Annotated in this window: 25 protein-coding genes and 4 tRNA genes; 1 reads left to right on the top strand and 28 read right to left on the bottom strand. The window is 27.8% G+C overall.

Annotated features, from left to right (window positions below; genetic code table 11):
• Positions 1–9: 9 nt before the first annotated feature.
• The 12 genes from asnB to LW893_RS05945 all read right to left on the bottom strand — a co-directional run bounded on the left by asnB (position 10) and on the right by LW893_RS05945 (position 10,268).
• Positions 10–1,833: an asparagine synthase (glutamine-hydrolyzing) gene (gene asnB / locus LW893_RS05890; RefSeq protein WP_233056378.1), complete on the bottom strand. Its 1,824-nt coding sequence runs from the start codon at positions 1,831–1,833 to the stop codon at positions 10–12.
• Positions 1,834–1,919: 86 nt separating this feature from the next.
• Positions 1,920–3,395, bottom strand: a complete 1,476-nt coding sequence (locus LW893_RS05895) for a UDP-N-acetylmuramoyl-L-alanyl-D-glutamate--2,6-diaminopimelate ligase (RefSeq protein ID WP_233056379.1) — start codon at positions 3,393–3,395, stop codon at positions 1,920–1,922.
• A gap of 71 nt (positions 3,396–3,466) precedes the next feature.
• Positions 3,467–3,540 (bottom strand) — tRNA-Cys (locus tag LW893_RS05900).
• A 9-nt stretch (positions 3,541–3,549) separates the two neighbouring features.
• A tRNA-Gly gene (locus LW893_RS05905) sits at positions 3,550–3,624 on the bottom strand.
• Positions 3,625–3,627: 3 nt separating this feature from the next.
• Positions 3,628–3,703: transfer RNA gene (locus LW893_RS05910), tRNA-Phe, on the bottom strand.
• Between the two features lie 526 nt (positions 3,704–4,229).
• Positions 4,230–4,305 (bottom strand) — tRNA-Lys (locus tag LW893_RS05915).
• Positions 4,306–4,449: 144 nt separating this feature from the next.
• Positions 4,450–4,944, bottom strand: a complete 495-nt coding sequence (mobB, locus tag LW893_RS05920; RefSeq protein WP_233056380.1) for a molybdopterin-guanine dinucleotide biosynthesis protein B — start codon at positions 4,942–4,944, stop codon at positions 4,450–4,452.
• Positions 4,934–6,163, bottom strand: coding sequence for a gephyrin-like molybdotransferase Glp (gene glp, locus LW893_RS05925; protein WP_233056381.1), 1,230 nt, complete (start codon positions 6,161–6,163; stop codon positions 4,934–4,936). Before glp ends, mobB begins: the two co-directional genes overlap by 11 nt.
• The gene (locus LW893_RS05930) at positions 6,153–6,725 is read right to left on the bottom strand and encodes an AI-2E family transporter (RefSeq protein ID WP_233056382.1); all 573 of its coding nucleotides are present in this window, start codon (positions 6,723–6,725) and stop codon (positions 6,153–6,155) included. The genes glp and LW893_RS05930 overlap by 11 nt, the downstream gene beginning before the upstream one ends.
• Before the next feature lie 13 nt (positions 6,726–6,738).
• Positions 6,739–8,007: a glucose-6-phosphate isomerase gene (locus LW893_RS05935; RefSeq protein ID WP_233056383.1), complete on the bottom strand. Its 1,269-nt coding sequence runs from the start codon at positions 8,005–8,007 to the stop codon at positions 6,739–6,741.
• Entirely contained in the window at positions 8,007–9,122 is a 1,116-nt protein-coding gene (locus tag LW893_RS05940; RefSeq protein ID WP_233056384.1) for a SpoIIE family protein phosphatase, read from the bottom strand. Before LW893_RS05940 ends, LW893_RS05935 begins: the two co-directional genes overlap by 1 nt.
• Positions 9,123–9,134: 12 nt before the next feature.
• On the bottom strand, positions 9,135–10,268 hold the full coding sequence (locus LW893_RS05945; RefSeq protein ID WP_233056385.1) for a THUMP domain-containing class I SAM-dependent RNA methyltransferase: 1,134 nt from the start codon (positions 10,266–10,268) through the stop codon (positions 9,135–9,137).
• A gap of 171 nt (positions 10,269–10,439) precedes the next feature.
• Between LW893_RS05945 and LW893_RS05950 the strand changes: the two genes are divergently transcribed.
• On the top strand, positions 10,440–11,003 hold the full coding sequence (locus tag LW893_RS05950) for an ECF transporter S component (protein ID WP_233056386.1): 564 nt from the start codon (positions 10,440–10,442) through the stop codon (positions 11,001–11,003).
• Positions 11,004–11,076: 73 nt separating this feature from the next.
• Here the strand turns inward: LW893_RS05950 and LW893_RS05955 are convergent, their stop codons facing one another.
• The 16 genes from LW893_RS05955 to LW893_RS06030 form a co-directional block, all read right to left on the bottom strand.
• A complete protein-coding gene (locus LW893_RS05955) occupies positions 11,077–11,316 on the bottom strand; it encodes a Veg family protein (RefSeq protein ID WP_233056387.1) in 240 nt (79 codons plus the stop codon).
• A gap of 140 nt (positions 11,317–11,456) precedes the next feature.
• Complete coding sequence (locus LW893_RS05960; RefSeq protein ID WP_233056388.1) at positions 11,457–11,954, bottom strand: hypothetical protein; 498 nt, start codon at positions 11,952–11,954, stop codon at positions 11,457–11,459.
• 856 nt (positions 11,955–12,810) lie between these two features.
• Positions 12,811–12,939: an LPXTG cell wall anchor domain-containing protein gene (locus tag LW893_RS05965; protein WP_233056389.1), complete on the bottom strand. Its 129-nt coding sequence runs from the start codon at positions 12,937–12,939 to the stop codon at positions 12,811–12,813.
• 12 nt (positions 12,940–12,951) lie between these two features.
• A complete protein-coding gene (locus tag LW893_RS05970; protein ID WP_233056390.1) occupies positions 12,952–13,758 on the bottom strand; it encodes a hypothetical protein in 807 nt (268 codons plus the stop codon).
• A gap of 3 nt (positions 13,759–13,761) precedes the next feature.
• Positions 13,762–14,034 carry a cyclic-di-AMP receptor gene (locus tag LW893_RS05975; protein WP_233056391.1) on the bottom strand — a complete coding sequence of 91 codons (273 nt, stop codon included), beginning with the start codon at positions 14,032–14,034 and terminating at the stop codon, positions 13,762–13,764.
• A gap of 8 nt (positions 14,035–14,042) precedes the next feature.
• Positions 14,043–14,369, bottom strand: coding sequence for a cyclic-di-AMP receptor (locus LW893_RS05980; protein ID WP_233056392.1), 327 nt, complete (start codon positions 14,367–14,369; stop codon positions 14,043–14,045).
• On the bottom strand, positions 14,366–14,995 hold the full coding sequence (tmk, locus tag LW893_RS05985) for a dTMP kinase (RefSeq protein WP_233056393.1): 630 nt from the start codon (positions 14,993–14,995) through the stop codon (positions 14,366–14,368). The genes LW893_RS05980 and tmk overlap by 4 nt, the downstream gene beginning before the upstream one ends.
• 11 nt (positions 14,996–15,006) lie before the next feature.
• On the bottom strand, positions 15,007–15,324 hold the full coding sequence (locus LW893_RS05990; protein ID WP_233056394.1) for a pro-sigmaK processing inhibitor BofA family protein: 318 nt from the start codon (positions 15,322–15,324) through the stop codon (positions 15,007–15,009).
• 820 nt (positions 15,325–16,144) lie between these two features.
• The gene (locus LW893_RS05995; protein WP_233056395.1) at positions 16,145–18,958 is read right to left on the bottom strand and encodes a hypothetical protein; all 2,814 of its coding nucleotides are present in this window, start codon (positions 18,956–18,958) and stop codon (positions 16,145–16,147) included.
• A gap of 206 nt (positions 18,959–19,164) precedes the next feature.
• Positions 19,165–20,061: an LPXTG cell wall anchor domain-containing protein gene (locus LW893_RS06000; protein WP_233056396.1), complete on the bottom strand. Its 897-nt coding sequence runs from the start codon at positions 20,059–20,061 to the stop codon at positions 19,165–19,167.
• A gap of 181 nt (positions 20,062–20,242) precedes the next feature.
• Complete coding sequence (locus LW893_RS06005; protein WP_233056397.1) at positions 20,243–21,739, bottom strand: DKNYY domain-containing protein; 1,497 nt, start codon at positions 21,737–21,739, stop codon at positions 20,243–20,245.
• A gap of 194 nt (positions 21,740–21,933) precedes the next feature.
• Positions 21,934–22,083, bottom strand: coding sequence for a hypothetical protein (locus tag LW893_RS06010; RefSeq protein WP_233056398.1), 150 nt, complete (start codon positions 22,081–22,083; stop codon positions 21,934–21,936).
• Entirely contained in the window at positions 22,055–23,167 is a 1,113-nt protein-coding gene (locus tag LW893_RS06015) for a hypothetical protein (RefSeq protein ID WP_233056399.1), read from the bottom strand. Before LW893_RS06015 ends, LW893_RS06010 begins: the two co-directional genes overlap by 29 nt.
• A gap of 79 nt (positions 23,168–23,246) precedes the next feature.
• Positions 23,247–23,729: a hypothetical protein gene (locus tag LW893_RS06020; protein ID WP_233056400.1), complete on the bottom strand. Its 483-nt coding sequence runs from the start codon at positions 23,727–23,729 to the stop codon at positions 23,247–23,249.
• A gap of 296 nt (positions 23,730–24,025) precedes the next feature.
• Positions 24,026–25,102 (bottom strand): hypothetical protein, encoded by a 1,077-nt coding sequence (locus LW893_RS06025; protein ID WP_233056401.1) that lies wholly within the window; start codon positions 25,100–25,102, stop codon positions 24,026–24,028.
• Between the two features lie 180 nt (positions 25,103–25,282).
• A complete protein-coding gene (locus LW893_RS06030; RefSeq protein WP_233056402.1) occupies positions 25,283–26,563 on the bottom strand; it encodes an O-acetylhomoserine aminocarboxypropyltransferase/cysteine synthase family protein in 1,281 nt (426 codons plus the stop codon).
• Between the last annotated feature and the right edge of the window lie 7 nt (positions 26,564–26,570).

Here is a 26,570-nt window from a genome sequence, read left to right on the forward strand (position 1 = left end):
TTTTACCTCTTAATTAAAATATTGTTCATACCATTTTAAGAATGTGTAAATAGTATAAATCTTACGTCCATTATTTCTTTTATTATTATAGTGATCTTCTAAAATTGTGTTAATTTTTTCGACATCAAAAAATTCACTAACAAAATCTTTATTAAAAGTTTCTTTAACAATATTATAATATTTTTCTTCTTTAATCCATAAAACAAAAGGAACAACAAAACCTAATTTTCTTCTCTTTGCCCAATCATCTGGTAATTTATTTAAAGCTGCTTTTCTAAAAGCATATTTTGTTATTTCGTTATGAGCTTTATGTCTTACTGGTATTGTTCTTGCAAGTTCCCACATTTTTTTATCTAAAAGTGGAACTCTAAGCTCAATAGAATTTGCCATAGTCATTTTATCAGCCTTAAGTAAGATATCATCAACTATCCACATTTTCATATCAAGATATAATCTTTTTGAAACATCATCCATATCTTTAACTTCATCATAGTATTTTTTAGTTAAATCTCTTGAAGTTTCAGAATTTCTATATTTTTCTTTTAAAATCAAATTAGCTTGTTCATCAGACATAATTTCAGCAGGACCAATATATCTATCTTCAACTTTTTGACCATATTTCATTACAATTGTCTTACCACTAAAATGTCTTTTATCTTTTAATTTTTTATATAATTTATTTCTTAAACAGAATGGTAATTTTTTGTATATTCTTTGAGGAAGAGCTTCTGCATACTCATTATATCCAGCAAATAATTCGTCAGCACCTTCGCCAGATAAAACTACCTTTACTTGTTCAGATGCTAATTTTGATAAGAAATATAAAGCTACAGAAGAAAGATTCGCATGTGGTTCATCTGAAAAATATTGCACTTTATTTATTCCATCAAAAAATTCATCCGGAGTAATTATCTTAGAAAAGTTTTCAATTCCAAGTCTATCTGAAAGCTCTTTTGCATATACTGTCTCATTGAATCCCTTATTGTCAAAACCTACAGAAAAAGTCTTATTAGGCATTGCTGTTGCAACAACATAACTTGAGTCAACCCCACCTGATAAGAAAGAACCTACTTCAACATCACTAATTTTGTGGTACTTTACTGATTCTTCAACTTCATTTTCTATCTTACTAACAGCTTCATCAAAAGACATTTCTTTATAATCAAGAGTTAAATTATAATAGCTCTTTATTTCTAATTTGCCATTTTCAAAAATATAATAATGACCTGGTCTTAGTTTCTTAACTCCTTTAAAAAATGATTCTTCTAAAGGATTGTATTGGAACACTAAATAATGTTTAAGTGCTTTTTCATTAACTTCTTTTTTAAATTTTGGATATTTTAAAAATGATTTAATTTCTGAGCCAAAAACAAAATCTCCATCAATTAATGAGTAGTAATATGGTTTAATTCCAAAATGGTCTCTTGCTCCAAAAAGTCTTTCTTTTTTACTATCCCAAATAGTAAAAGCAAACATACCTCTTAATTTTTCTAAAATACCTTCTTCACCATATTCTTCATATCCATGCAATATAACTTCTGTATCAGTATTTGTTTTAAATTTATATCCTTTTTCTAGTAGATCATCTTTTATTTCTTGATAATTATATATTTCACCATTAAAAATTATAGCAATATCATTATTCTCATTTAATATTGGTTGAGATCCTTCATGTAAATCAATTATACTAAGTCTTCTAAAACCAAAATTTATTCCATTATCAAAATAATAACCATCACTATCTGGACCACGATGAATAATTTGATTATTCATTTCTTTTATTACATTTTCATCTCTTACATCTTTACTGTAAAATCCAACAAATCCGCACATAACTTCTCCTTAAATATTCTTAAAAGAATTAATCTATAATATACTAAACAATCTAATTTAATTATATCATATACTAAAATTTATTTCTATTTATTTAAAATCTCTTTAACCGTTTCAATTTCACTATATGGTATATATTCATCACCTATAACTTGATAAGGTTCTGCTCCTTTCCCCGCAAGTAAAACAATATCATTTTCTCTTGCAATTTCAAAAGCATATTCTATTGCTTCTTTTCTATCTTCCACGATAGTATAATTTTTCTTATCACAATCAGATACTAATTCACTTACAATCTTTCTAATTGTTTCATGTCTTGGATTATCAGCTGTAAATACAACCTCATCAGAATTTTCTAAAGCAATTCTTCCAAGGTCAGGTCTCATACTAGAATCTCTATTTCCACCACTATGACCTATCAATGTAATTATTCTATTATGTGAAACTTTATTTAAAGTTTCAAGAACATTTATAAGTCCATCTGGAGTATGAGCAAAATCTATTATTATTTTATATTTTCTATCTGAATTAACAATTTCCATTCTTCCACTTACACCAGAAAAACTTTTTAAAGCCTCAATTGAATCCGAAATTGATATTCCTTTTGTAAATGCAGCACATATAGCAGCTAATACATTATAAACATTAAATACTCCAACTAAATTAGTTTCAACTTTATATACTTTTTCTAAAACATGTAAATCAAATCTCATTTTCCAATCATCGAAAGAGATATTATCTGCATAAAAATCAGCTGAACTATCTTTTATTCCATAAGTTATTATTTCAGTTGGAATATGTTCTGAATATATTTTTGCATATTCTTCATCAATGTTTAAAATAGCTGTTTTTAACTTACCATTTTTTAAATTATGACCTAATTGAGTAAATAAAAGCTCCTTTGTATTTGCATAATTTTCCATAGTTTTATGCAACTCTAAATGCTCATGAGATAAATTTGTGAAAATAGCACAATCAAAATCACAGCCTAAAACTCTATTTAATGCCAAAGCATGAGATGAAACTTCCATAACACAACAATCACATTTTTCAGTTACCATTTCATTTAATAATCCTTGTAAATCAACTGAAATCGGTGTTGTATTCTTTGTTGGAATTACTCTGCTTCCAATTTTATGATGAATTGTTCCTATTAAACCAGTCTTCATATTACAAGTTTCAAAAATATGATTTATTAAATAACTAGTAGTAGTTTTACCATTGGTTCCTGTAATTCCAACCATAAATAATTTTTCACTTGGACATTTATACAAAATATTAGCTAGAAGACCCATAACTTTTAATGTATCTTTTACATAAACAACAGGAATATCTCCACATTTATCTGAAATATCCTTTGATGCAATAAATAGTTTTGCCCCATTTGCCCTAGCACTCTCAACAAATGAATGACCATCTACTGTGTTTCCTTCAATGCAAATAAAAGCTGTATTTTCTTTTATATTTCTATTATCTTGTGAAATATAATCAATATTTACATTTTCTATATTTCCACAAATTTTTTTTAACTTTATATATGATAATAATTCACTAGCTAACATATCTAACTCCTATTTTAATTCTATATTTTAAAATACTTCTATATAAACAAAAAAGGTCTCATAAGAGACCTTGGAGGCGACATCCAGATTTGAACTGGAGATGAAGGTGTTGCAGACCTCTGCCTTACCACTTGGCTATGTCGCCAAATTGAAATGGAGCGGAAGACGAGATTCGAACTCGCGACCCTCGCCTTGGCAAGGCGATGCTCTACCACTGAGCCACTCCCGCATATGGTGCCCAGAGGCGGAATCGAACCACCGACACGAGGATTTTCAGTCCTCTGCTCTACCGACTGAGCTATCTGGGCATATAATATTCAATTTTTCAAAATTCTTTTGAATTTCTGTACTTACTTTTGTTTTTCTTTCAGATAGCTCATTCTCTCGTGCTTCGCACTAAACTAAGGCATTGCCTAAAAACAACTTCGTTGTTTTTGCCACTTCCTTATACCGACTCTCACTATCTGGGCATATAATATTCAATTTTTCAAAATTCTTTTGAATTTCTGTAATTACTTTTGTTTCTCTTTCAGATAGCTCATTCTCTCGTGCTTCGCACTAAACTAAGGCATTGCCTAAAAACAACTTCGTTGTTTTTGCCACTTCCTTATACCGACTATCACTATCTGGGCATATAATATTCAATTTTTTCGAATTTTTTATATTATATATACTTACTTTTTTCAATTTTTAGATAGCTCATTCTCTCGTGCTTCGCACTAGACTAAGGCATTGCCTAAAAATAACTTCGTTGTATTTGTCACTTCCTTATACCGACTATCGCTATCTGGGCATATAGTATTAAATTTTATTTATAGCTTATAAAAAAAATATTGGTGCACCTTCAGGGGCTCGAACCCTGGACACCCTGATTAAGAGTCAGGTGCTCTACCAGCTGAGCTAAAGGTGCGTATTCAGTACCTAAATAGTATAAATCATTTAATTTAATTTGTCAAGTACTTTAATAGACTTTTTTGTTATAAAATCATGATATAGTATAGATTTTAGCAATAAAAAATATAATTTTTATAAAAAAATTGAGATGCAATGCATCTCAATTAATTTTAAAATAATTTTTTATTTTATTTGCTATTTTTTCATATTCCTCTGGATTGAATTGATCTACATCCAAATCATGTTTTAAATCTGAAACAATAGCAATTAATTTCTCTTTATCAGAAATTATTTTTGTTGAATAGCCAGTTCTATAAACTTCTATTCTATCAAGATTCTCCCATTTATAGCCCTCAACTAAAACAAAATCATAATCTGTCATTGTTTCTAATACATCATACAATGATTTTTCATAATTTAAATTTTCAATAGTAATAACTCTATTTGGGCTCACCATTTTTACACAACTTGCTCCGGATTTAGAAAAAATAAAACTATCTTTTCCCTCTCTATCAAAATCAAATTCTTTATGGTGATGCTTTACAACTCCAACTTTCAATCCCTCTTTAGAAAATATTTCTAAAAGATGTTTAATCAATGTTGTCTTCCCAACATTAGAACATTCTCCAACTATAGAAATTGCTCTATTTTTCATATAGAAACTCCACTTCTACAATATCACCTTTAGAATATTCAGTTTGACTTGGCATTACTACTATAGAATTTTTAGAAACCATTGTAGAAAGAACTCCTGATGCTTGTCTTTCTTCTATTTCAGTATAAAATTTACCATCTTTATAGTAAGTGTTTGCTCTTAAAATCCTACTAACTTTGCCCTTATTATTAAATCCATTAAATAATTCACTTTGAACTTTAAGCATATGAACATTCTTATTTTGTAGCTTTAAAATCAAAGGTCTTACATAAAGATAAAAATTCATAAAAGATGCGGCAGGATTTCCAGATAATGCGAACACATATTTTCCTTCATATTCTCCAAAGAAAACATGTCCACCTGGTTTTGCCATAACTCTAGAGAAAATAGTTTTTACTCCTACTTTATCTAATGCTGTTAATACAAAATCACTATCTCCAACAGAAATGCCACCAGTTGAAATAACTATATCAGTGTTTCTTAATGCCTTTTTATACATATCAACTAATGTATCTAAGTCATCATCAACTTTGCCATATTGAATAACTTCTGCATCATACATTTTTGCAAGTTGTTCAATTGTGTAGCTATTACTATTTCTAATTTTACCATCTTCCATTTCATCTGTTACATCAAGTAATTCACTTCCTGTTGCAAAAACACTTACAACTGGAGATTTATATACATTAACAAAAGGAATCCCTAAACTAGCTAAAACACCAACTTCTGCAGGTGTAATCAATGTTCCTCTTTTTATGATTACATCGCCTTTTCTAACATCTTCACCAGTTCTTATAATATTTTTATTTTTCCCTATTGGTGCAAAAATTTTAACTTCTTTTTCAGTAAATTCTGTATCTTCATATCTTACTATACAATTAGCCCCAGTAGGAACTTTTGCGCCAGTCATAATTCTAACAGCTTGTCCATTAGATATAGATTTTTCAGAAACATCTCCTGCCATGATTACATCAATTACTTCTAAAACAACAGGATTTTCTTTACATGCATTAACAACATCTTCTTCTCTAAAAGCATAACCATCTAAAGGAGACTTATCAAAGTTTGGTATATTAATTCTTGATATAATATCTTCAGCTATAACTTTTTTTAGAGCATCATTAAAATATACTTTTTCAAATTGTTCATCAACAACAATTTCTTCTGTAAGTTCTCTTGCAACCTTTAAATCAATAGGTGAAAAATTATTAATTATCATAACCATCTCCTAAATTTTCATAATCATATTTTTTTCTAAGTTCTCTTTCTCTAAGTCTTTTTTCTTTTCTTTCTCTCATTTTTCTTTTTTGATCAAAAGAAATGATATCATTGATACTCATTAAAGTATTTAAAATAAATATAATTATAGTCATAATAGCAAGTCCACTATTTCCACCAATTAATTTAGATATAAGAGCTAAAACTATTATTATAGCAATTTTCATATTAACTTTTCTACCTAATAAAACAGGTTCTAAAACTAATCTAACACTAAGTATTGTTAAATATAATACTGCTAAATTAGCAGCAATAACTGTCTCTTTTCTAACTAAATTAATTAGGATTTGATATGATAAATAAAGACCATTTCCTATTACTGGAACAACCTCCAAAACACCCATAATTAAAGCAGCTTTAAATCTACCAGAATAATTCATAAGATAAACAGCAACTATTGATGTAAGCAATGCTAATAAAACAAGTATACCTTGAACTTGTAAATAATCATTAAAAGTCTTTTTACCTTTTTTTAACAAAGCTTTTATATAATTTAGATACATGTTTATTCCTCCTTTACATTTTCTCTAATAATTGATACATATTTTTTTTATAATTATCTACTCCAGGTTGATCAAAAGGATTAACCTCTAACATATATGCAGAAATAGCACAAGACATTTCAAAGAAATAAATTAATTTCCCAATATTGTAAGCATCTAATTTTGGAATTTTAATCCTTACAGTTGGTACATTTCCATCTGTATGTGCCTTTCTAGTCGCAGTAACTGCAACTTTATTTATATCATTTAAAGACTTCTTTGCTAAATAATTTAAATTGTCAAAATCTTCATCAATATAAGGAATAATAATATCATTTTTTAAATTTTCAACTTCGATTATTGTTTCAAAAGTGATTTTATTCCCATCTTGAATCATTTGTCCAAAAGAATGTAAATCTCTTGTAAAAATTGCACTTTCTACATAAAGACCTTTACCATTTTTACCTTCACTTTCTGCAAATAATTGTTTCCACCATTCTTGAAGATATGATAACTTAAATTCATGAGCAACTAAATACTCTATTTCTTTATTCTCATCTTTAAACATTGCATTTCTAATTATTGCATATTTTAGAGAAATATTATCCAAACTTTTCTTTGTATATTCCTCTAAACCATCATTTGCTCCAAGTAAAATTGCATCCGTATCAATTCCAGCGCACATAATAGGAAATAATCCTACTGCTGTTAAAACTGAAAATCTTCCACCAATATCATCAGGAACACAAAAAGTTTCATATCCAGCTTTATCGCTTAAATTTTTTAATAATCCACTTTCTGCATCTGTGGTAACAATAATTCTACTTGTTGCATCTTCTCCATATTTTTCTTCACAAAAACTCTTTAAAACTCTAAATGTAACTGCTGTTTCAAAAGTACTTCCAGATTTTGATATTACATTTATGTAAAAATCTCTATCTTTTATATATTCAACTAATTCGCTTAAATAATCTCCACTTAGATTATTTCCGGCAAATACTATTTCTAAACCTTCTTGTTTAAAATATGGTTTTAATGCTTTTATTACCGCTTTAGATCCTAGAAAACTACCACCGACACCTATAACGACAAGAACTTCTGATTTTTTTACTTTTTCTGAAAGCTGTTTCATTCTATCATATTCTTCTCTGTCATAAACTTCTGGATGAGTTACCCAACCTAAAAATTTATTTCCTAAACCATTTTTATTTAAAATGAAGTCCAATGCTTTAAAAGCATCTTCTTTATATTCACTAAAACATAAATCTTCTGAAAAATCTAACTCAAAATTATTACATTTCACTATAAAACCCTCATACTTAATAATGCAATATCATCTTCTTGAACTCCACATCTAAATTCTGAAACATCCTCAACTAGTTTGTCCAAAAGTTCTTTATCAGAAAGTGAATTTTTATATTTTTCTACTACATTAAAAAATCTTTCTTCTCCATATTCTTCTCTATTTTTATTTTTAGTTTCTGTTATACCATCTGTGTAAAATAAAACACAATCTCCATGACATAATTTTACTTTACCAACAGAATATCTACTATCTTGGAACAACCAAGAAATAGGCAAACCACTTAATTCTAAGCGAACATTCTTTTCCTTGCAAAATAATAATGGAATAGAATTATGTCCTGCATTTGAATATTCAAATTCGCATGTTGCCCTATTATATATACCTAAAAATATTGTAAAATACATTTCTAAATTCAATTTTGAAAACTCTTTAGATAATGCCATTAAAATTTCTCTAGGATGTTCAATTTTTCTTCCATGAATTAACATTCTAACTGAGAATTTTATAAACATTGTTATCATACTAGCAGAAATACCATGTCCCATAACATCCGCCATATATACACAAGTTTTATCATTTGGCAATTCTATAACATCAAAAAAATCTCCTGATAATTGATCTGATGATATATATTTATATTCTATATTTAGCCCATCAATACGATTTAATTTTGACAACAGAGACTTTTGTATGTCTGAAGCAGTCAACATATCATTTTCAATCATTTGTTGATATTTAAGCAAATCTTTTTGAAGTCTATTTTCTTCAGTAATATCTCTAAAAACTTCTATACAACCCCAATATTCTTTATTATCATCAAATATAGGACTACTCTTAACTAAGAAATCTCTTTCGCCAACTGATAACAATTCAGTTTCTACACGCTCCTTGTGTCCAATTGGTGCAACACATTTTAAAGAAGAATACTTTTTATCGTTTTTATGTGTATCATCATCTGAAAAAAAGCAAAATTTTCCTTCTTCATTTTCTAAAAATTTTTTCATACTAGTATTAGTATAGACAATTAGTCCAGTTTTATCAAAAACTCTAACTAAATCTTCCATAAAATCCACTAGTTCAAAATCCAAATTTACAAAGTTATTCTTATACATGCTGTTCTCCCATTATTTTGGTTTTGGTCCATAGAACTGATAGAAATCAACTTTAATTCTCCCATTAAATAACTTTCTCTTTCTATCTGCTTTCCTTCCATATAATCTTTCAAAATTTTCCATACTTGTAATTAAATATACAGACCAAGTATCTAATTCTTTAAACTTTTTACCAAAATCTCTATAAAGTCTTTCAACTTCTTCAACATCTCCCATGCGTTCACCATAAGGAGGATTTGTAACTACAACACCGTATTCGTTATATAAATCAACATCTCTCATATCTTTTATAAAGAATGAAATTTCATCTTCTACACCTAAAATATCAGCATTATCTCTCGCTCTTAAAATAGAGCGTCTATCTATATCAGATCCTAAAATCTTTAATTCTCTATCATAATCAATTAATGCTCTTGCTCTGCTTTTTTCATTTTTTAAAGCATCTTTATCTAATAAATTCCAGTTTTCAAAAGCAAAATTTCTCATAATTCCTGGCGCAATATTTCTACCTATCATATAAGCTTCAATGCAAAGTGTTCCACTTCCACAAAATGGATCATAAAAAACTCTGCTTGGATCCCAAAAAGATAGACTAATCATAGCACTTGCCAAAGTTTCTTTAAGTGGTGCATCTCCCGCTCTTTTTCTGTATCCTCTTTTATGCAAAGCCTCTCCAGATGTGTCAACTGTAACTGTAGCAATATCTTTTAAAACAGATACCTCTATATAGTATAAAGCATCAGAAGTTTCATCAAACCATTCAACTTCATAGATATCCTTAAGTCTATCAACAATTGCTATTTTAGTAATCTTTTGAATATCTGATAAACTAAAAAGTTTTGACTTTACACTATTTGCATTTACTGGAAATTTATCATTTACTGAAATTAATTCTTCCCATTTAATTTTCTTTATGCCTTGATATAAATCTTCAAAACTTAGAACCCTAAATTCATCCAATTTCAATAAAATTCTCTCTGCACATCTAACCCATAAATTAACTTTTGCTATATCATTTACATTTGCTACAAATTCTACTTTACCGTCAGAAACTTTTATATCATCAAAACCTAGTTTGATAATTTCCCTCTTAACAATAGCTTCAAGACCAAAAGCACATGTAGCAATCAAAGTTATTTTTTTCATTATATCACCATTTATATAAAAATCTTATATGACAAACACTTATCCACCATTAAATATAATTATACCAAATTTGCATAAAAAACACAAAACAAATTTAAAACTTATGGTATTTTTCTATTATTTTTGTTATAATAAACAAGAATTTAATAAATAGGATTAAAGGAGGAATTCATGAAAAACATTTCAACAAAATCTATTACAAAAATCGGCATTTTAAGTGCAATTGTAATTATTTTATCACTTTCTCCAATAGGATTTATTCCATTAGGACCTGTTAGAATAACTACAGTTCATATACCAATAATATTAATCGCGTTAATAGAAAAACCAACAGTATCGTTTTTTGTTGGCCTAATCTTTGGATTATTTTCATTTTTTCAACATTTATCAGGAATAAGTCCATTATCATTTATGTTTATAAATCCTTTAGTATCTGTTCTACCAAGAGCATTAATAGGACTTGGAACATATTACACATTTAATTTTGTAAAAAGATATACTAAAAGTATATTTAATGTTATAATTGCAAGTATGGTAGGAACAATGATAAACACATTCGGAGTATTATCCATGGCATATATTTTCTGTGCAAATCAAATATATGAAGCGCTTAAATTAAATCCTGCAAAATTTCTTTTTGGAGTTGCAATTTCAAATGGAATTCCTGAAATAATTGTATGCTCAATATTGGTTCCAATGATCTACAAAAGCTTACAAAAAATATTAAAATTTTAAACAAAAACCTGAGTAATCACTCAGGTTTTTTATAAAAAAAGAACTCTGAAAATCAAAGTCCTAAAAATTTAAATTAGCTTGCTTTTAAACTTACTTGTGATGTCAAAACATCAAAGTATGAATATGAACAAGTTCTTTTTTTATGTTCTTCCGTTTCAATCTCAACAGTAAAAAATGATGTAAAAACTTCATTAATTACTCCCTTAGTTTCAACGTACTCTTCTTTCCCACGTCTAATAGTAATTAATACTTTTTTCCCAATGTTGTTGCTCAAAACTCTCTTAATTTTAACTAATTTTTCTTTTGTATCCATAACAGCACCGCCTTTTATATATTTTAACATAAAAAAGAATTAAAGTCAAATAAAGTAGTTTTTACAAAATTTAAAAAAGCACAGACCTTCTATGTCTGTGCTTTTTTAAATAAGAAAATTATCATTTTATAATTTATATTCTACTTATATAATAAATACATTGTTCCTTTATAAGTAGCTTTATAGGTTTTTGAATTTATACAATTAACATTATCTAAGATTAAAGTGCCACCATACCAGGCTTCCAAATACTCATCATATTCTTTATAATATTTACTATATGGAAAATATGATGAATTTCCATATTCTTTTAATGTCTTATACCTTGTTACTACACTATTTTTATATTCGTTATATATTTCATCAAATTCATTGTTTATCTCAGTTTCTTCTTCACAATCTATATCAATAATCGTAGAAATTTCATCTTTTTCTACAATAGTAAACTTTCCCTTTTGAAATTCAATTTCTAATTTACCATTATCTAATTCTCTAACTCTATATTCTTCTTTTATTCCATATTCTTTACCAGATTTAGTGTTTTTATGAGTTGGCTCAAAGTATTCACTTGCCATTACTATATTACAACCTAACACAATTGACAAAATCAATGTACATGTTATTAATATTTTTTTCATAACTAACCTCCATTTAAATAAATTATACAATTGACTTTAATCCTGCATTTTAACTAGTCTCCGTTTTTATACCTTTGAAGATTTAAATAATTCATAATAACCTCCATTAAAATATGTTATATATAGTTTTTTTTTACATATTTATATTACCATATAAAAGTTTATTTATCAATAGTTGTTACTTATATTTTTATTAATTTTTGGTATAATATCATTTTCAAAAGTACAAGTATCTTTTAAAAAACAAAAAAACACTATATTTTTATAATATAGTGCTCAGACTGATGACAAAGGTGTCGATAAGTAATTATTGGAACTTTTTTAGTGGAGAAAAAGAGTAAGTATTATAATAATTAAACTATAGACAAATAAATTAATAAGAACCCCACCCTTCCACGATGCTTTGCATCGGGTGGGTACCCGGGAACCTTGTTGTTTCACAATAATAACCCCACCCTTCCACGATGCTACGCATCGGGTGGGTACCCGGGAACCTTGTTGTTTCACAATAATAACCCCACCCTTGTCGTGAATTATTTTGTTTTATATGTTTTTATCTATTTTTTTAAATTATTTTCGAAGTTTATTTGCTTTTAACGTCTAGCTCTTAAACAAAGGTACTTCCTTTATACATCATCTCGACCAAAACGGAACGAAGCGTATAAAAGTAGAGTGTAGCGAATCTAGCCCTAACTTTGCTTTAGCAAAAGTAGATGTATCGCAGATACATTGGGTACTTTGGAACCTTGTTGTTTCACAATAAAAACAAAAATAAAAAAAAGCAAAGACAAAAATTATACTTTGTCTTTGCTCTGAGCACTATATTTTTCAAATATAGTGCTTTTTAAAATTTAATTTATTTATTTTTTCTTTTTATAACTAATACAGCTATAATTGCTATTAGACTCAAAAGTCCTACAATTAGAAACAAATTTTTACTACTATCAACATTCATCAATGGAATTAGATTAGTAAAATTTTCCATACAAACCTCCATCTATCTTAAAATTGTTATGAATATTTTTTCAATTGATAATTGAAAATTCACATTATTATATAAGTTTTCTCTTACAACATCAATTGTATCTAAAATTTTTAACAATTTTTCCTTATTAAAAGAAATATTATTCTTAAATATCTTTAAAATTTCTTTATCTGTAATTTCTTTTCCTGTTTCTAAAAATATATAAAATTCTTTAAAGAAATTATATAACAATGGAATGAAATTTTTATCTTCTTTTAAACCAAGTAAATACTCTTTATTTTTCGAATCATAAATAGCAAAAAAATCACCTTTTAATGCTAAAGATAAAATTTCTAATAATTTTCCATAATCCGAATAATCAAAACTTTCAAAAGAATTTGCTTCAGAAACAAATATACATCTACTTTTTATTGTTGATAATAATTTATGTCTTGAATCAACTAAAATACAAATTATAACATAATCAAAAGATTCCTCTAGAGTTTTCAATAGAGCATTTGAAGCCTCAGTCCTTAAAAATTGTCCACCTTTTATGATAACCAATTTATATTTAGACTCCAAAGGTCTTTTTTGAACATATTTAATCATATTTCTAATTGACTCAATTGAAATGTTATTTCTTTCACTTTCAACAATCATTAAATCAGGATGTGTTTGTTCCTCAATTCCTCTTGATATTTTAAAGTCTTGATCTGGATTTAAAACCTTTAAAGTTAACTCTTTAGAAACAGTATCTAAAAAACTTTCATTTCCCTCAATAATATAATTTTGAGAAAATTCAAAAGCATTAATCTTTTCTTTGAAAAGAGTATAATTCATAGATTACATCCTTACTAATTGATTCATATTTAGAACGAATAATACAGTATTGGCAGTAATATCATCAACTGTTTCTTTATTCTTAGAAATATTTAAAATCATTTCCTTAACTCTATCTACTTTTTCATCTTCTATACCAATTAAAATTGTAGTATTTCCTTTTTTGAAGAAACCACCAGTAGAAGATAATTTTGTAGCTCTAATTTTATTTTCAGAAAGTTCATGTAAAACATCTTGAGCAACGTGATCTTGAATAATTGCTAAAATAAGTTTCATATTATCACCTACATTCTTACGAAATCAACAACATCAAGAACAAAAACAGTAGCTCCGCCTACTAAAACTTCCATAGGGAAAGGAATATAAGCGTCTCCTGGCATTGTTACGCTTAGTACAGATGTGGTAATTTCTCTAGATTTACAATTATCTTCAATTGTCTTTAAACATTCTTCTAACTTTTCTTCTTCAACCCCTATTAAAAGTGTTGAGTTTCCTGATCTTAAAAATCCACCAGTAGAAGCTAGATTTGTCATTCTAAATCCTTTTTCAGTTAAATCTTCTTGTAGTGGGTTCAAGTCTTGATCTTGAACTATTGCAATTATCATCTTCATAGCAATTCCTCCAATTTTTTATCTATTATATTTTTTACAGTTTCAAAAACTTCTTCCATACTCTTGGTAGCATCAACTTTCCTTAAAGTATTTTCATCTTTCATTTTATCAAGAAGCTCCATATAAGTATCATAAACTCTACTATGGAACTCATCTCCTGAAAGTTCAAGTCTATCAGCATTTTCGCTCAAAGACTTTCTCTTTAAAGTTGTTAGTGGATCTACATAAAAGAAAATAACTAAATCAGGATTAACTCCATCAATTGCAAAATCATTTATTTTCTTTACATTTTCAACTCCAAGTTCTCTGCCACCACCTTGATAAGCAAGTGAACTTAAAACAAATCTATCGGAAATAACAACATTTCCTTTTTCTAAATTAGGTCTTACAAGTTCATCTATATGTTGAGCCCTACTTGCAGAATAAAGCAATGCTTCCGTTCTCGGTGACATTTTATCATTATCATTAGATAGAATAATTTCTCTAATTTTTTCTGATATTTCTGTTCCACCTGGTTCTCTAGTAAATATTATTTTTTCATTATTCTTATAATATTCTTTAATCAAATTTATTATTGAAGTTTTTCCACATCCATCTGGACCTTCAAAAGTAATAAATAATCCCATTTTATAACTCCTTAAATTGAATAAAATATATATGATAAAATTATTCCTACTATTCCACAGCTACCTACTAGGAAATAACTTAAATAGGTAAATGGAATAATTACAATTTTAAAAACTGCAAGAGTATATAAAATCACATAACCTATTATAGAGTTCAAAATAATCTTTTTTAAAATTTTAAAAGGGAATTTTAATAATTTAAAAAGAACATAAATCACTAAAAATCCAATGATATAAGATACAATACTATTTTCGAAAAAGAATTTACTTAAGCTGGCAAAATCAAATGATTCTAATTTTTCTAAATACATTTTTCCATATTTTTCCAAAGTATCACTCTCCTACTCTTATTAATATTTTATCACAATATAAGGATTTTATCAATTAAAAATAAATATTAAGACATATCATATTTTTTACTTTAATTTTTTATTACATAAATAATTTAAAAACTCTTATTTTTTTAAATATTATTTTATTTCCAATTGTATTTCTATTAATAAGAACCCCACCCTTCCACGATGCTTCACATCGGGTGGGTGCCCGGGAACCTTGTTACTTCGTAATAAAAACCCCTCCCTTCCTCGATGCTTCACATCGGGTGGGTGCCCGGGAACCTTGTTACTTCGTAATAATAACCCCACCCTTCCTCGATGCTTCGCATCGGGTGGGTGCCCCGGAACCTTGTTACTTCGTAATAAAAACCCCACCCTTCCTCGATGCTTCGCATCGGGTGGGTGCCCCGGAACCTTGTTACTTCGTAATAAAAACCCCACCCTTCCTCGATGCTTCGCATCGGGTGGGTGCCCCGGAACCTTGTTACTTCGTAATAAAAACCCCACCCTTCCTCGATGCTTCACATCGGGTGGGTGCCCCGGAACCTTGTTACTTCGTAATAATAACCCCACCCTTCCTCGATGCTTCGCATCGGGTGGGTGCCCCGGAACCTTGTTACTTCGTAATAAAAACCCCTCCCTTCCTCGATGCTTCACATCGGGTGGGTACCCCGGAACCTTGTTTCTTCGTAATAAAAACCCCTCCCTTCCTCGATGCTTCACATCGGGTGGGTACCCCGGAACCTTGTTGTTTCACAATAAAAATCGACCTATAGAAATTTTCTACAGATCGATTTATTTATAAACTTAACAGTTATTTATTAGATTTTTTTCTTTTAAATCCAATTGTAGTAACTGCTCCAGAAATTCCAACTAGAACTGAATATAGAGCTATATCTGTTCCAACACTTGTTCTTGGTAATTTTGGCTTTTCTGGATTTGTTGGATTAACTGGTGTGTTTGTAACAACATATTTTAGAGTAAATGTTATATCCTTGCTTGTAGGATTAATTGCATCTGCTCCTTCTGGTAATTGTTCAGCTTCCCATTTTAATTTAAAGTTAATTACAGCACCAGTTCTTGTGTCTTTTGCTTTTGCCTTAAGTTCTCCAGTCATTGTACCTTTAACTGTATAATTTGTGTTTTCTAAAGCTTTATTATTAAATTTAGCACCATTAACTACAACATTAAGTTTATCTTCCATTCCATTTACAGCATCTTTCAATTCTGCAAATGTATTAACATCTTTATTTACAGTCATTACTACTTCAATAGTTTTTCCATTTACATTTGAACTAACTATCTTATACTTTCCATTATCATTTAAAAGAGATACTTGAGGATTGCCGTCAAAATCCATTTCTTCTGGTAATGTCAATTTAGCTGTAAAAGTTGAACTATAATCTGAAATTGTAATAGTTGTAGGATCTACATTTGTTCTATTGAATCGTTCTTCAATTTCTTTCATTTGTTTCTTAACAGGTGAAACATCTAAAGAACCAGTAAATGCAACTTTCGCATCCTTTTCAACTTCAAATACTTTATCATGCTCTGTTTCATTTCCAACTAAAATATCTCCTAATAGTTTTTGAGTTGCTTCAAATACATTTTCATTATCTTCAACATATTTAACAGTTAGTTTGATATCTCTAGTAGTAGGATCTGTTGAATCTTCTCCTCCAGCAAGTTGAACTCCATTCCAAGTGTAGTCAAAATTAATTACTTTTCCTGAAAGAATATTTGTAGCTTTTGCTTTAAACTTACCAGAAACAGTTCCATTAATTGTATAATTTGTATTAGCTATAGCTTTATCTGTATCGAATTTAATTCCTTTTACATTAACTTTTAGCTCATTATCTACTCCCTCAACAGCTTCTTTTACTTCTTTAAAAGTTTGAATTTCATCTGCTATTGTAAGAGTAACAGTTATTGTCTTTCCTTCTACTTTTTGTTCTGAAATTTTGAATTTTCCATTTGCTCCTGCTAATTCAACAGTATAATCATCAGCAAACTTTAATTCTTCAGGTAATGTCATCTTAGCTGTAAAAGAAGTAGTGGCATTTTCTACTTTGATATTTGTTGCTACACCAGAGGCAGCATAAGTATTTTCTAAATCTTTTACTTGATTTTTAATTGGAGTTACATTTAATAAACCTGTCATAGTCAATGAATCATTTTTGTTAGCTTCAAAAACTTTATCATGTTGTGTATCTCCATTAACTAGTAAATCACCTTCTAGATTTCCAACTGCTGATATATTATCTTCAGTTGGAGCTAAGTATTTAACAGAAATTGCAATCGCATTTGGATTAGAATTGCTCTTTCCAGCATCTGTTTGAGTTCCATTCCAAGATAAATTAAAATTAACAACATTTCCAGTTACGGTATGAGTTGCTTTTGCTTTTAAATTTCCAAGAACACTACCAATTACTTCATAGTCAGTACCACTTTGAGCGCTATCACTAAATTTTGCAGTTTTAAATGTAACTTTAAGTTCATCATCTACTTTATTTATCGCTTCTTTTAATTTAGCGAAATTATTAATACTTTCTGCTCCAACTAGTTTGAACTTAACTTTTGCAGTCTTTCCTTCAACTTTTGCTTCTTCAATTTCAAAAGATCCATTTGAACCAGTAAGAGTAGCTTCTGATTTTGTAAAATCTAAACCTTCTGGCAATGTAAGATTTGCATAGAAATGAGTATCTAAGTTCTCTAATTTAATATCATTAGCATTAGCTCCTTGATGTGAAGCTTCAATAGCAGCCATTTGATCTTTTATAGTCTTAGCCTTAATAACACCTTCAAAATCTATTTCATCTGTTTTTTGTTTAACTATTGTATTATTACCAGTATCCCCAGCAACTAAAATATCAGCATCTATATTAACAGATTGTGTAAAATCAATATTTGTTGGTTTTACAAATACATCAGATTTTGAAAAATCAGTAGCTAAAGGTTTTGTGCTAATATCTGTATTATAAACGACTTTAGTAAAAGCATATAAAAACCCACTAGCATGTGTTTCAAAATCACCTTTTGCAGTAATATTTTTAGTTTCTAAAGCTTTTGCTTCATCAAGACTTGTTGCCTTTACAGTATATGGAATACTTAAGCTAATTTTCTTATCTGAATTAGCTCCACCATCGTTAGTATATCCACTGTATATACCTGCCCAATTTACATCGTTCAGTGGTAATTTAAATGTTACAACTTGTCCGTTTACAGTATAAGTAAATGCGGATTTGTTGAACATACTAGTTGTGTTATCTGTAGTTATATTTGCATTATCAATAGTCACCCCTTCAGGGAATGTAACTTTATATTCTACATATGCAATTTTATTTTTACCGTCTTTACCATGTGGATAGTATCCACTGTCTGCTGCTTGTTTCATCTCATTTTCAATTCCAGCCATTACTTTTCCCATTGGAATTTCAGCAGACCATTTTCCTTCATAAGTTCCATTATTACTAGCAGTTACCCCTGTTACAACTCCACTAGTTTTTGTATATTGTGCTACTTCTAAAGTAGTGGCAGCGTGAACAAATGAAGCACTAGGTATTATTACACCTAATGTTATTACGATTGCTGTAACAAACGAAAGAAGCTTCTTAATTTTGTTCTTCATTTTATAATCTCCTCCTTTTTAATATAAAATAAATATTATTATTCATAGACATTTGTAAATGCTTATTATGTGAATTAAATAAATTATACCACAATGCTATTTTAATTTCAATAATTTAATTAATTAAAATTTAAAAAATGAAAAACACCCAAAAGATAGCATTTTTCTTTACGGGTGTTTATATTTTATTATAAAATCCAAAAAAATTATTTATTTTTTCTATTTCTTCTAAAAGCAAATCCTGCTAAGATAGCTCCCAATGTTGGTACTACAACAGAAGTTGTTTCAACACCTGTCTTTGGTAATCCATGTTTTGGTGCTGGATTTTCTCTCTTAGGTTCAGGTTTCTTAGGCTCTTCTTTTGGAGTTTCTGGTTTGTTAGGCTCTTCAGCTGGCTTTTCTGGTTCATTCTTAACAATGTAAAAAATTACATTATTTCCTTGAGAATAACTAAAAGATGCACCATCAACTAAAGGTTGAACTTGATCATTTGTTGGATCAAAGAATAAATCATCGCCTACCTTAGTAAGAGTAATTTCAGATTTAATAATCTCTTTGCCTCCACCTTGTCCTTTATGTACTTTAGTTACTTTTTCAATAGCAGAATTTTGTAGAGTTAAATTTTCTGATACAAATTTATATCCTTCAGGTACTTTTGGTAATTTAGTACGAGCTGCTTTTGTAGCATCGCTAGGATCATTTGCATAAACTTGTTGAGCTATTACATTTCCTGTAGCTTTGTCAACTAATTGAACTTTACCTAATGGAATATAATTAACATTTTCTTCAATATCAATATTCCCATTATCTGGGTCAAATTCTACTTCTTCAGCTTCTTTTTTATCAGCATAAAAACCTGGAGTTATAGGAGTAGGTATTTTTGGAAGTACTGCTATATCATCTCCATCTCCCTCAGCTGCTCTAGTTCTAACTTCCGGAAGATTTCTTTCATTTTCATTAACATTTTCAGTAGTAACTTCTACATTTTCTTCAGCCATGTATACCTTACTACTATTTAAACTTAAACTTAAAAGTACAGCAGCAAGAACAGAAGTAGTAGCTACTTTAAATCTCTTTTTTGAAGATTTTTTTCTCATTTTCATAATATGCTCCTTTACACTATATTTTATTAATTGCCACGATAAAATTGTATCTTCACAATTAATTTTATCACGATAATTATACTCTTTTAATTGAAAATTGTCAAAAATTACAAAAATTACTAATAGTTTTATAAAATTCTAAATTTAAATGTTTACAGACTTTTTAACATAAAAAACATAATCAGTTTTTCAATCTAATTATATTTTTTTGATTTTTAATTTGACTATTTTTTTTAATATTTCTCCATTTAAGTTCAGTTCCAATAATTACTAATGGTGTTAATAATAATAAATAACGATAAAATCCTCTATATTTAACTGTTGCAGCATATACTACTTCACCAGAAATCGCTTGAAGTTTACCTTCTTTAATAATTGTTCTAATTCTATCAACATTTAAATTGCCATTATCATATAATAATTCATCTAAAACTTTATTATCTATAATTTCAAATACCGTATTATTTACAAGCTGACTATTTCCTAAGTTGTCGAAATAATAATATTTTCCATTTTTTGCCCAAATTGAACCATCTGAAATTTGACCTAAATCTTTTATTTTTTTCCAACCTTCTTTTTTATCAAATTTTGTGATTTCAGATATTTCTTTATATAAATACTTTGCTCTATGTCCATATAAATAGTTGATAAAAGTTTGATGTGAACTTAAAAAATACATATCTTCATCATCACAAAACACATTATCAGTTAAAAATTTTATTTTACCTTTAAATTTATTATCCCCAATTCTTACTTGCTTATTTTTTCTTTGATTAAAGAAATACAAACCATCATTTGAAGCGAAAAACATATTGTAAATATGTGAGCTATTGTTTCCAATAGCTACATATGGAGCTGATTTTTTATCAAATCTTATATTATCTTTAAATACCTCTCCTGTTTGTCTATCAAAAAGAAATTCACTTCCTTGACTACTAAAAACAACTTCTAATTCTTCACTGTTTTTAATCGGTAAAAGCTCATCTTTGTAATAGACATTTTCTTTATCAGAAAAATATTCTCCAAGTTTAGAAATTTGTTTTATGGTATTTATATCTGCATTTTCAAGAGCCTTTCCTTCGTAATATAGAACATCTCCGTCAGTTGCAAAATATATCAAATTATTAATTTTTGTAATTTTCTTTTCGGTATTCAATTTATGATATGGATAAATATATGACTTAGGTTTATAATTTTTATTAAAAATATGAACTATATTTCCAAATGCATCTGAAAGATATGAAATTTCTCTATTTCTCTCAGAAAGTAGAGAACAAAAATAAGTAGTTTTTCCATCAGTATAATATCCATTGCCAATATTAGTTATTTCTTTCGGATTAAGGTCTTTAATTTTAACATTTCCAAAATAAACGTGATTTTTGTCCTTTCCTACAACAGAAGAGTCATAAGTATTCTCTGACTTAATTACACTAAAAGAATTTATATCTGCACCCTCTACAATATAATATCCTCCACTTGGAATAAGTGCATAAATCTTTCCATCATATTTATAAAAAATACTATTTTCAATTCGCTCTCCACTTCTTTCGATATTGATGTAAGTATTATCCTTATCAAGAAGTTGACTAAATGCAAATATAGCAATTACAAAACCAGCTAAAATCAAGCAAATACCCAAAATTTTTGAACGAATACTTTCATTTGTTTTTCTATTCAAAATATCATCCCCCGTAGTTGAACTTATCAAGTATATTATATTCTAAACCATAAATAATAGCAATAAGAAAGAGTTGCTATAATTGATAATCTAATCAACTATAACAACTCTTTTTAATTAATCTATTTCTATCAATCTTTTTAGAGCAATTATTCAATTATTAATAAAATATTACTTAATATTCAATGTTAATATTATTTAGAATTTTTATTTTTAAAAAAAACAAAAAGTCCTAAGGATAATAAAGTTCCAAAAATCTTAGTAATTTTCTTAGATAATAATACCCTTTTATCTAGCTTTTCGTGATCCATTCTATTAAAACTCTTCCTCTGAAATTTTTCCATTATCTATTACCTCCCCTAACAAATTTTCTCCATTTAACTTTATTTGTATATAATCATAATCTTTTGATAGATCTATATATGTATTTTTTTCAAATTGCATATATTCAATTGGGATACAAAAAAACCAATCACTAAAATTCGTATCTTTATGTGCTAATTGTATACTTTTTAAACTTTCAAAACTTATACTTTGTAAAAATTCTATACTTTTATTAAAAGTTTGCTCTATCGCAAAAGTTTCTCTTAAATAAGCAAATACAGCTGCTAATAATTTTGTAGATTCGATATATAAATAATAACATTCTTGAATTTCAAGAATATCATTATCCTTTTTATTATTATAATTTGTGTCTTTAAATAAATTATAATAATATTTTAGTCTAGAATTTGGGATTGGTTCAAAAGCTTCTACTCTTCTTATAAGAGCTTTACCAATTTGCTCTTTTCCTACTAGCAAATCCCTCGAAGCCAATCTCAATCTTTCTCTTTTTTCATTTTCATCTTTTAAAGACATAGCTAATAATATTTGTTCCTTGCCAGCCTCAACAAGTGCAATTCTATCATCTTGTTGTCCAACTTCAATCTTTTTAACTATATTATATACGTCATTAATTGACTTTGAAATTTCAGAAAGTTGCTGTTGTAAAAGTATATTTTGAAAATTCATATTAATATCCTGTACCAAATTTCTATTTACAAAAGTTTTCTGCTTAATAGAAAGATTTTCTACAAATTTATACTGTCCATTATCCATTTTTTTCATTAGACTAGGCCACTCAATCCCTGTCAATTTATTTTTGTTAAAAAACACTTCTCCTGTTTCAAGTGCATCTGCATATTTAGCAGGTATTTGAACAATGTACTCACTAGATTTTTCTATTTTACTAGTTAAATTAGCAATATTTACATACTGAACTATTTTATTAATCATACCTATATAATCAATATTATTCTTATATTTTGATAATTCTAGAACTTTTTTGTTTTTTGGGGTCATATTTAAATAATTATCTACTTCTTTAGTCGTGTTATTCTGATTAAATTTATTTTTCTCGTCATTATTTACAATAAGATAATTCTTCATATTTTTCAATCCTTCAAACAATTTTTTGATATTAGTAAGCTTATTCCTACACTTTTATTTCTCATTTTTAAAAATATATTTAAAATATAGTTTTGTTTCCATCTTTCTTATAATTCTCTTCCCAGTAAATTTTTTCTCTTTCTCCAAAACCTTCTGGCAATTGGTCAAGACATTGCTCTTTATTTTGATATTTAACTATTTGATTTAACTCGGCTAAAGCAAGTCTATGTGCTGCTCTTGAGAATGATGTATCTTCATAATTTACTTCTTCCAAAATTCTTATATCTATTTCATATCCTATGTTAATTAGTTCAGAAATAACTCTAGGAACAAGCTTATTTTTACGATTATATAAATATAAATGTATATGCCCATTACTCGAATCCAATAATCTAGAACACATATCAGTTGTTTTTCCTATATAAAAACAAAATTCTTCCGAACTATTTTTAGCAAATATTCCATAAACACCAACTACTTTTCTGTTAAGTATATCATTTGGCAAATTGATTTTATTATCTTTTGCTTTATTTACTTTTTGTTGTAATGTCATTATTCTCATTTTATGTTCCCCTTTTTGTATTATATTATACTCCAAAATATTATTAATATCAATTCATGAATAAAGTTTATATTAGCATTAATCTGAACTTTATTCAATTATTTTATCATAATTTTTATGGTTTATTAATAAATTAAATTTCTATTTTATAGTTAAGATATATAAATATTTACTATTTGTAGAATAATATTTCTAAATAATTATTTAGTCTAAATTTTAACCATCAATAAATATAAATATAATATCGTTTAAATTTTTTATTTTAACATAAAAAATTTAACATGAAAATAAAATAATTAATTCCAATCCCAACATATTTTACTTTTATCTACATTAAAATATAACAACAAATAGTTTTCAAGCTTTTTTGCAAAGTTGTATAATTTATCATAATATGTTTCGTAATCCATTCCTGAATTGTAACTTTCTACAAGCCCATATAAAGGAAGATATTTATCAAAAACTTGTTGATTAATTGATACATTACCCTTTTTATCATAAAGATTATAATGCATCATACAATTACGAAACTCAGATGAAAGTAAATTTAATTCATCTCCAATTTCTAAATGTCTAATCTTACAAGTTTTATTCTGTGAAAAATGATTATTCATCTGTTTAATTCCCATAAATACATTATGAACAGTAACATACAAAATTCTTAATGACCACGTATTTTTATCTTTAAAAACTGGCAAAATTAAATTATTTACACTTCCTATCATTGAAATCATATGTAATAGTCTAAGATTAGTTTCTTTGTCAAATTCATGATTAAATACAATGTTATTTTTATTGCTATTAATATCTATATATCCATATCTGGGAACTGAATTAAATTTAAAAGATTCATTTATATAATCTTTTTTCCCATATTGCTTTGTCAATATATGTCTCACTTCACAACCCAATGCTACTCCAATATCATAAGGTCTTTTTTTGCAATCTGTTTTTAAATAAAAATTACCAAGTTCAGTATTAAAAATAATATTTCCTTGTTCTGTAAAATAAATACCTAAATTATTATGTATATTCATTTTTTTTAAAAAACTAAACCTTAACTTATTTCTATATTTTTCATCTTCTTCTTTATCTGATTCAATTATCATTTTTAATCCCTTAGAATATTTACCAGTAAAAATCTTTAACCCATTACGTAAATCTTTTATATATTTTTCAAATTCAAAATCTAATGACGAAATATTTAAATATTCTTTAGATGACTTGCAATATAATCCAATAAACGGAATTAATGATAACACTATCGCACTATCTCTAACGTTATTTATTAAACTTGAAATTATCTGTCCTTCTCTTAATATTAAATCTTCTGTGCATTCATCCATTAATAATCTATAGTAATCTGTTGACATAAATTTTATCTCCTCATTTTTGCTTAATTATAATATTTTTTATTATTATAAACCTTTTTGAAATAATTGTATTATCATATGATAATTATATCAAAAAGTTTAATTTAAATACAACAAAAGAGTTGATATAATTGATAATCCAATCAACTATAACAACTCTTTTAGAGTATTATATTTAGTTTATTTTTCTAATGCTTGGTCAATATCAGCTATTAAATCACAAACATCTTCTATACCTACAGAAAGTCTGATTAGGTCTGGAGATACTCCAGCTGCTACTAACTCATCATCATTCATTTGTCTATGTGTAGTTGATGCAGGGTGTAATACACAAGTTCTTGTATCAGCTACGTGAGTAACAATTGCTGCTAATCTTAGTGAGTCCATGAATTTAGCTGCTTCTTCTCTACCGCCTTTGATTCCAAATGATATAACACCACAAGATCCGTTTGGTAAATATTTTTTAGCTAATTCATGTTGGCTATCTTTTTCTAATCCTGAGAATGAAACCCAAGCTATTTTTGGATGTTTTTCTAAATGTTGAGCAATAGCTAAAGCATTTTGAAAATGTCTTTCCATTCTTAAATGTAAAGTTTCTAAACCAACTCCTAAATAGAATGAGTTTTGTGGTGAAGGAATAGAACCTAAATCTCTCATCAAGTTAGTTGTCATTTTTGTAATATATGCGCCCTTACCAAAGCTTTCAGTATAAATTGTTCCATGGTAAGTTTCATCAGGAGTTGTTAGTCCTGGATATTTTTCGCTATATTGAGTCCAATCAAAGTTTCCTGAGTCAACTACTACACCACCAACTGCGTTAGCAGATCCATTCATATATTTTGTAGTTGAGTGAATAACAATATCAGCTCCCCATTCAAAAGGTCTACAGAAGATTGGTGTTGGGAATGTATTGTCAATTATTAGAGGTACTCCATTTTTATGTGCTGCTTTAGCGAATTTTTCTATATCTAATACTTTTAATGATGGATTTGATAAAGTTTCACCAAAGACTAATTTTGTATTTGATTTAAACTTTGTTTGTAATTCTTCATCTGAGATATCTGGATCAACGAAAGTTGATTCAATTCCTAAATTCTTAAGTGTATTAGCTATAAGGTTATAAGTTCCTCCATAGATTGCTGAAGTTGAAATTACATGGTCTCCAGCACTAGCTATATTTATTATTGCATAAAAGTTAGCTGCTTGTCCTGATGAAGTTAATATTGCGGCAACTCCACCTTCTAATTGGCATATCTTATTTGCTACTGCATCATTTGTAGGGTTTGCAAGTCTTGTATAGAAATATCCTACATCTTTTAGGTCGAATAAATCTCCCAATTGTTGTGATGACTCATATTTAAAAGTTGTTGATTGTACTATTGGTACTACTCTTGATTCTCCATTTTTTGGTTCATACCCACCTTGTACACATATTGTGCTTGTATTGTATTTGTTTGTCATAATTTTC

This window comes from Parvimonas micra, assembly GCF_021300775.1.
GTDB lineage: Bacteria > Bacillota > Clostridia > Tissierellales > Peptoniphilaceae > Parvimonas.

Bases quoted from the DNA above. Each gene is read 5' to 3' on its own strand.
- LW893_RS06015 (WP_233056399.1), bottom strand. From the start codon at position 23,167: ATGAAGAATTATCTTATTGTAAATAATGACGAGAAAAATAAATTTAAT.
- LW893_RS05960 (WP_233056388.1), bottom strand. From the start codon at position 11,954: ATGAAAAAAATATTAATAACATGTACATTGATTTTGTCAATTGTGTTA.
- LW893_RS06030 (WP_233056402.1), bottom strand. From the start codon at position 26,563: ATGACAAACAAATACAATACAAGCACAATATGTGTACAAGGTGGGTAT.
- LW893_RS06020 (WP_233056400.1), bottom strand. From the start codon at position 23,729: ATGAGAATAATGACATTACAACAAAAAGTAAATAAAGCAAAAGATAAT.
- LW893_RS05965 (WP_233056389.1), bottom strand. From the start codon at position 12,939: ATGGAAAATTTTACTAATCTAATTCCATTGATGAATGTTGATAGTAGT.
- mobB (WP_233056380.1), bottom strand. From the start codon at position 4,944: ATGAAAAATAGAGCAATTTCTATAGTTGGAGAATGTTCTAATGTTGGG.
- LW893_RS05950 (WP_233056386.1), top strand. From the start codon at position 10,440: ATGAAAAACATTTCAACAAAATCTATTACAAAAATCGGCATTTTAAGT.
- LW893_RS05945 (WP_233056385.1), bottom strand. From the start codon at position 10,268: ATGAAAAAAATAACTTTGATTGCTACATGTGCTTTTGGTCTTGAAGCT.
- tmk (WP_233056393.1), bottom strand. From the start codon at position 14,995: ATGGGATTATTTATTACTTTTGAAGGTCCAGATGGATGTGGAAAAACT.
- LW893_RS06010 (WP_233056398.1), bottom strand. From the start codon at position 22,083: ATGGAAAAATTTCAGAGGAAGAGTTTTAATAGAATGGATCACGAAAAG.
- glp (WP_233056381.1), bottom strand. From the start codon at position 6,163: ATGATAATTAATAATTTTTCACCTATTGATTTAAAGGTTGCAAGAGAA.
- LW893_RS06025 (WP_233056401.1), bottom strand. From the start codon at position 25,102: ATGTCAACAGATTACTATAGATTATTAATGGATGAATGCACAGAAGAT.
- LW893_RS06000 (WP_233056396.1), bottom strand. From the start codon at position 20,061: ATGAAAATGAGAAAAAAATCTTCAAAAAAGAGATTTAAAGTAGCTACT.
- LW893_RS05995 (WP_233056395.1), bottom strand. From the start codon at position 18,958: ATGAAGAACAAAATTAAGAAGCTTCTTTCGTTTGTTACAGCAATCGTA.
- LW893_RS05975 (WP_233056391.1), bottom strand. From the start codon at position 14,034: ATGAAACTTATTTTAGCAATTATTCAAGATCACGTTGCTCAAGATGTT.
- LW893_RS05970 (WP_233056390.1), bottom strand. From the start codon at position 13,758: ATGAATTATACTCTTTTCAAAGAAAAGATTAATGCTTTTGAATTTTCT.
- LW893_RS05980 (WP_233056392.1), bottom strand. From the start codon at position 14,369: ATGAAGATGATAATTGCAATAGTTCAAGATCAAGACTTGAACCCACTA.
- LW893_RS05930 (WP_233056382.1), bottom strand. From the start codon at position 6,725: ATGTATCTAAATTATATAAAAGCTTTGTTAAAAAAAGGTAAAAAGACT.
- LW893_RS05955 (WP_233056387.1), bottom strand. From the start codon at position 11,316: ATGGATACAAAAGAAAAATTAGTTAAAATTAAGAGAGTTTTGAGCAAC.
- LW893_RS05895 (WP_233056379.1), bottom strand. From the start codon at position 3,395: ATGTTAGCTAGTGAATTATTATCATATATAAAGTTAAAAAAAATTTGT.
- asnB (WP_233056378.1), bottom strand. From the start codon at position 1,833: ATGTGCGGATTTGTTGGATTTTACAGTAAAGATGTAAGAGATGAAAAT.
- LW893_RS05940 (WP_233056384.1), bottom strand. From the start codon at position 9,122: ATGTATAAGAATAACTTTGTAAATTTGGATTTTGAACTAGTGGATTTT.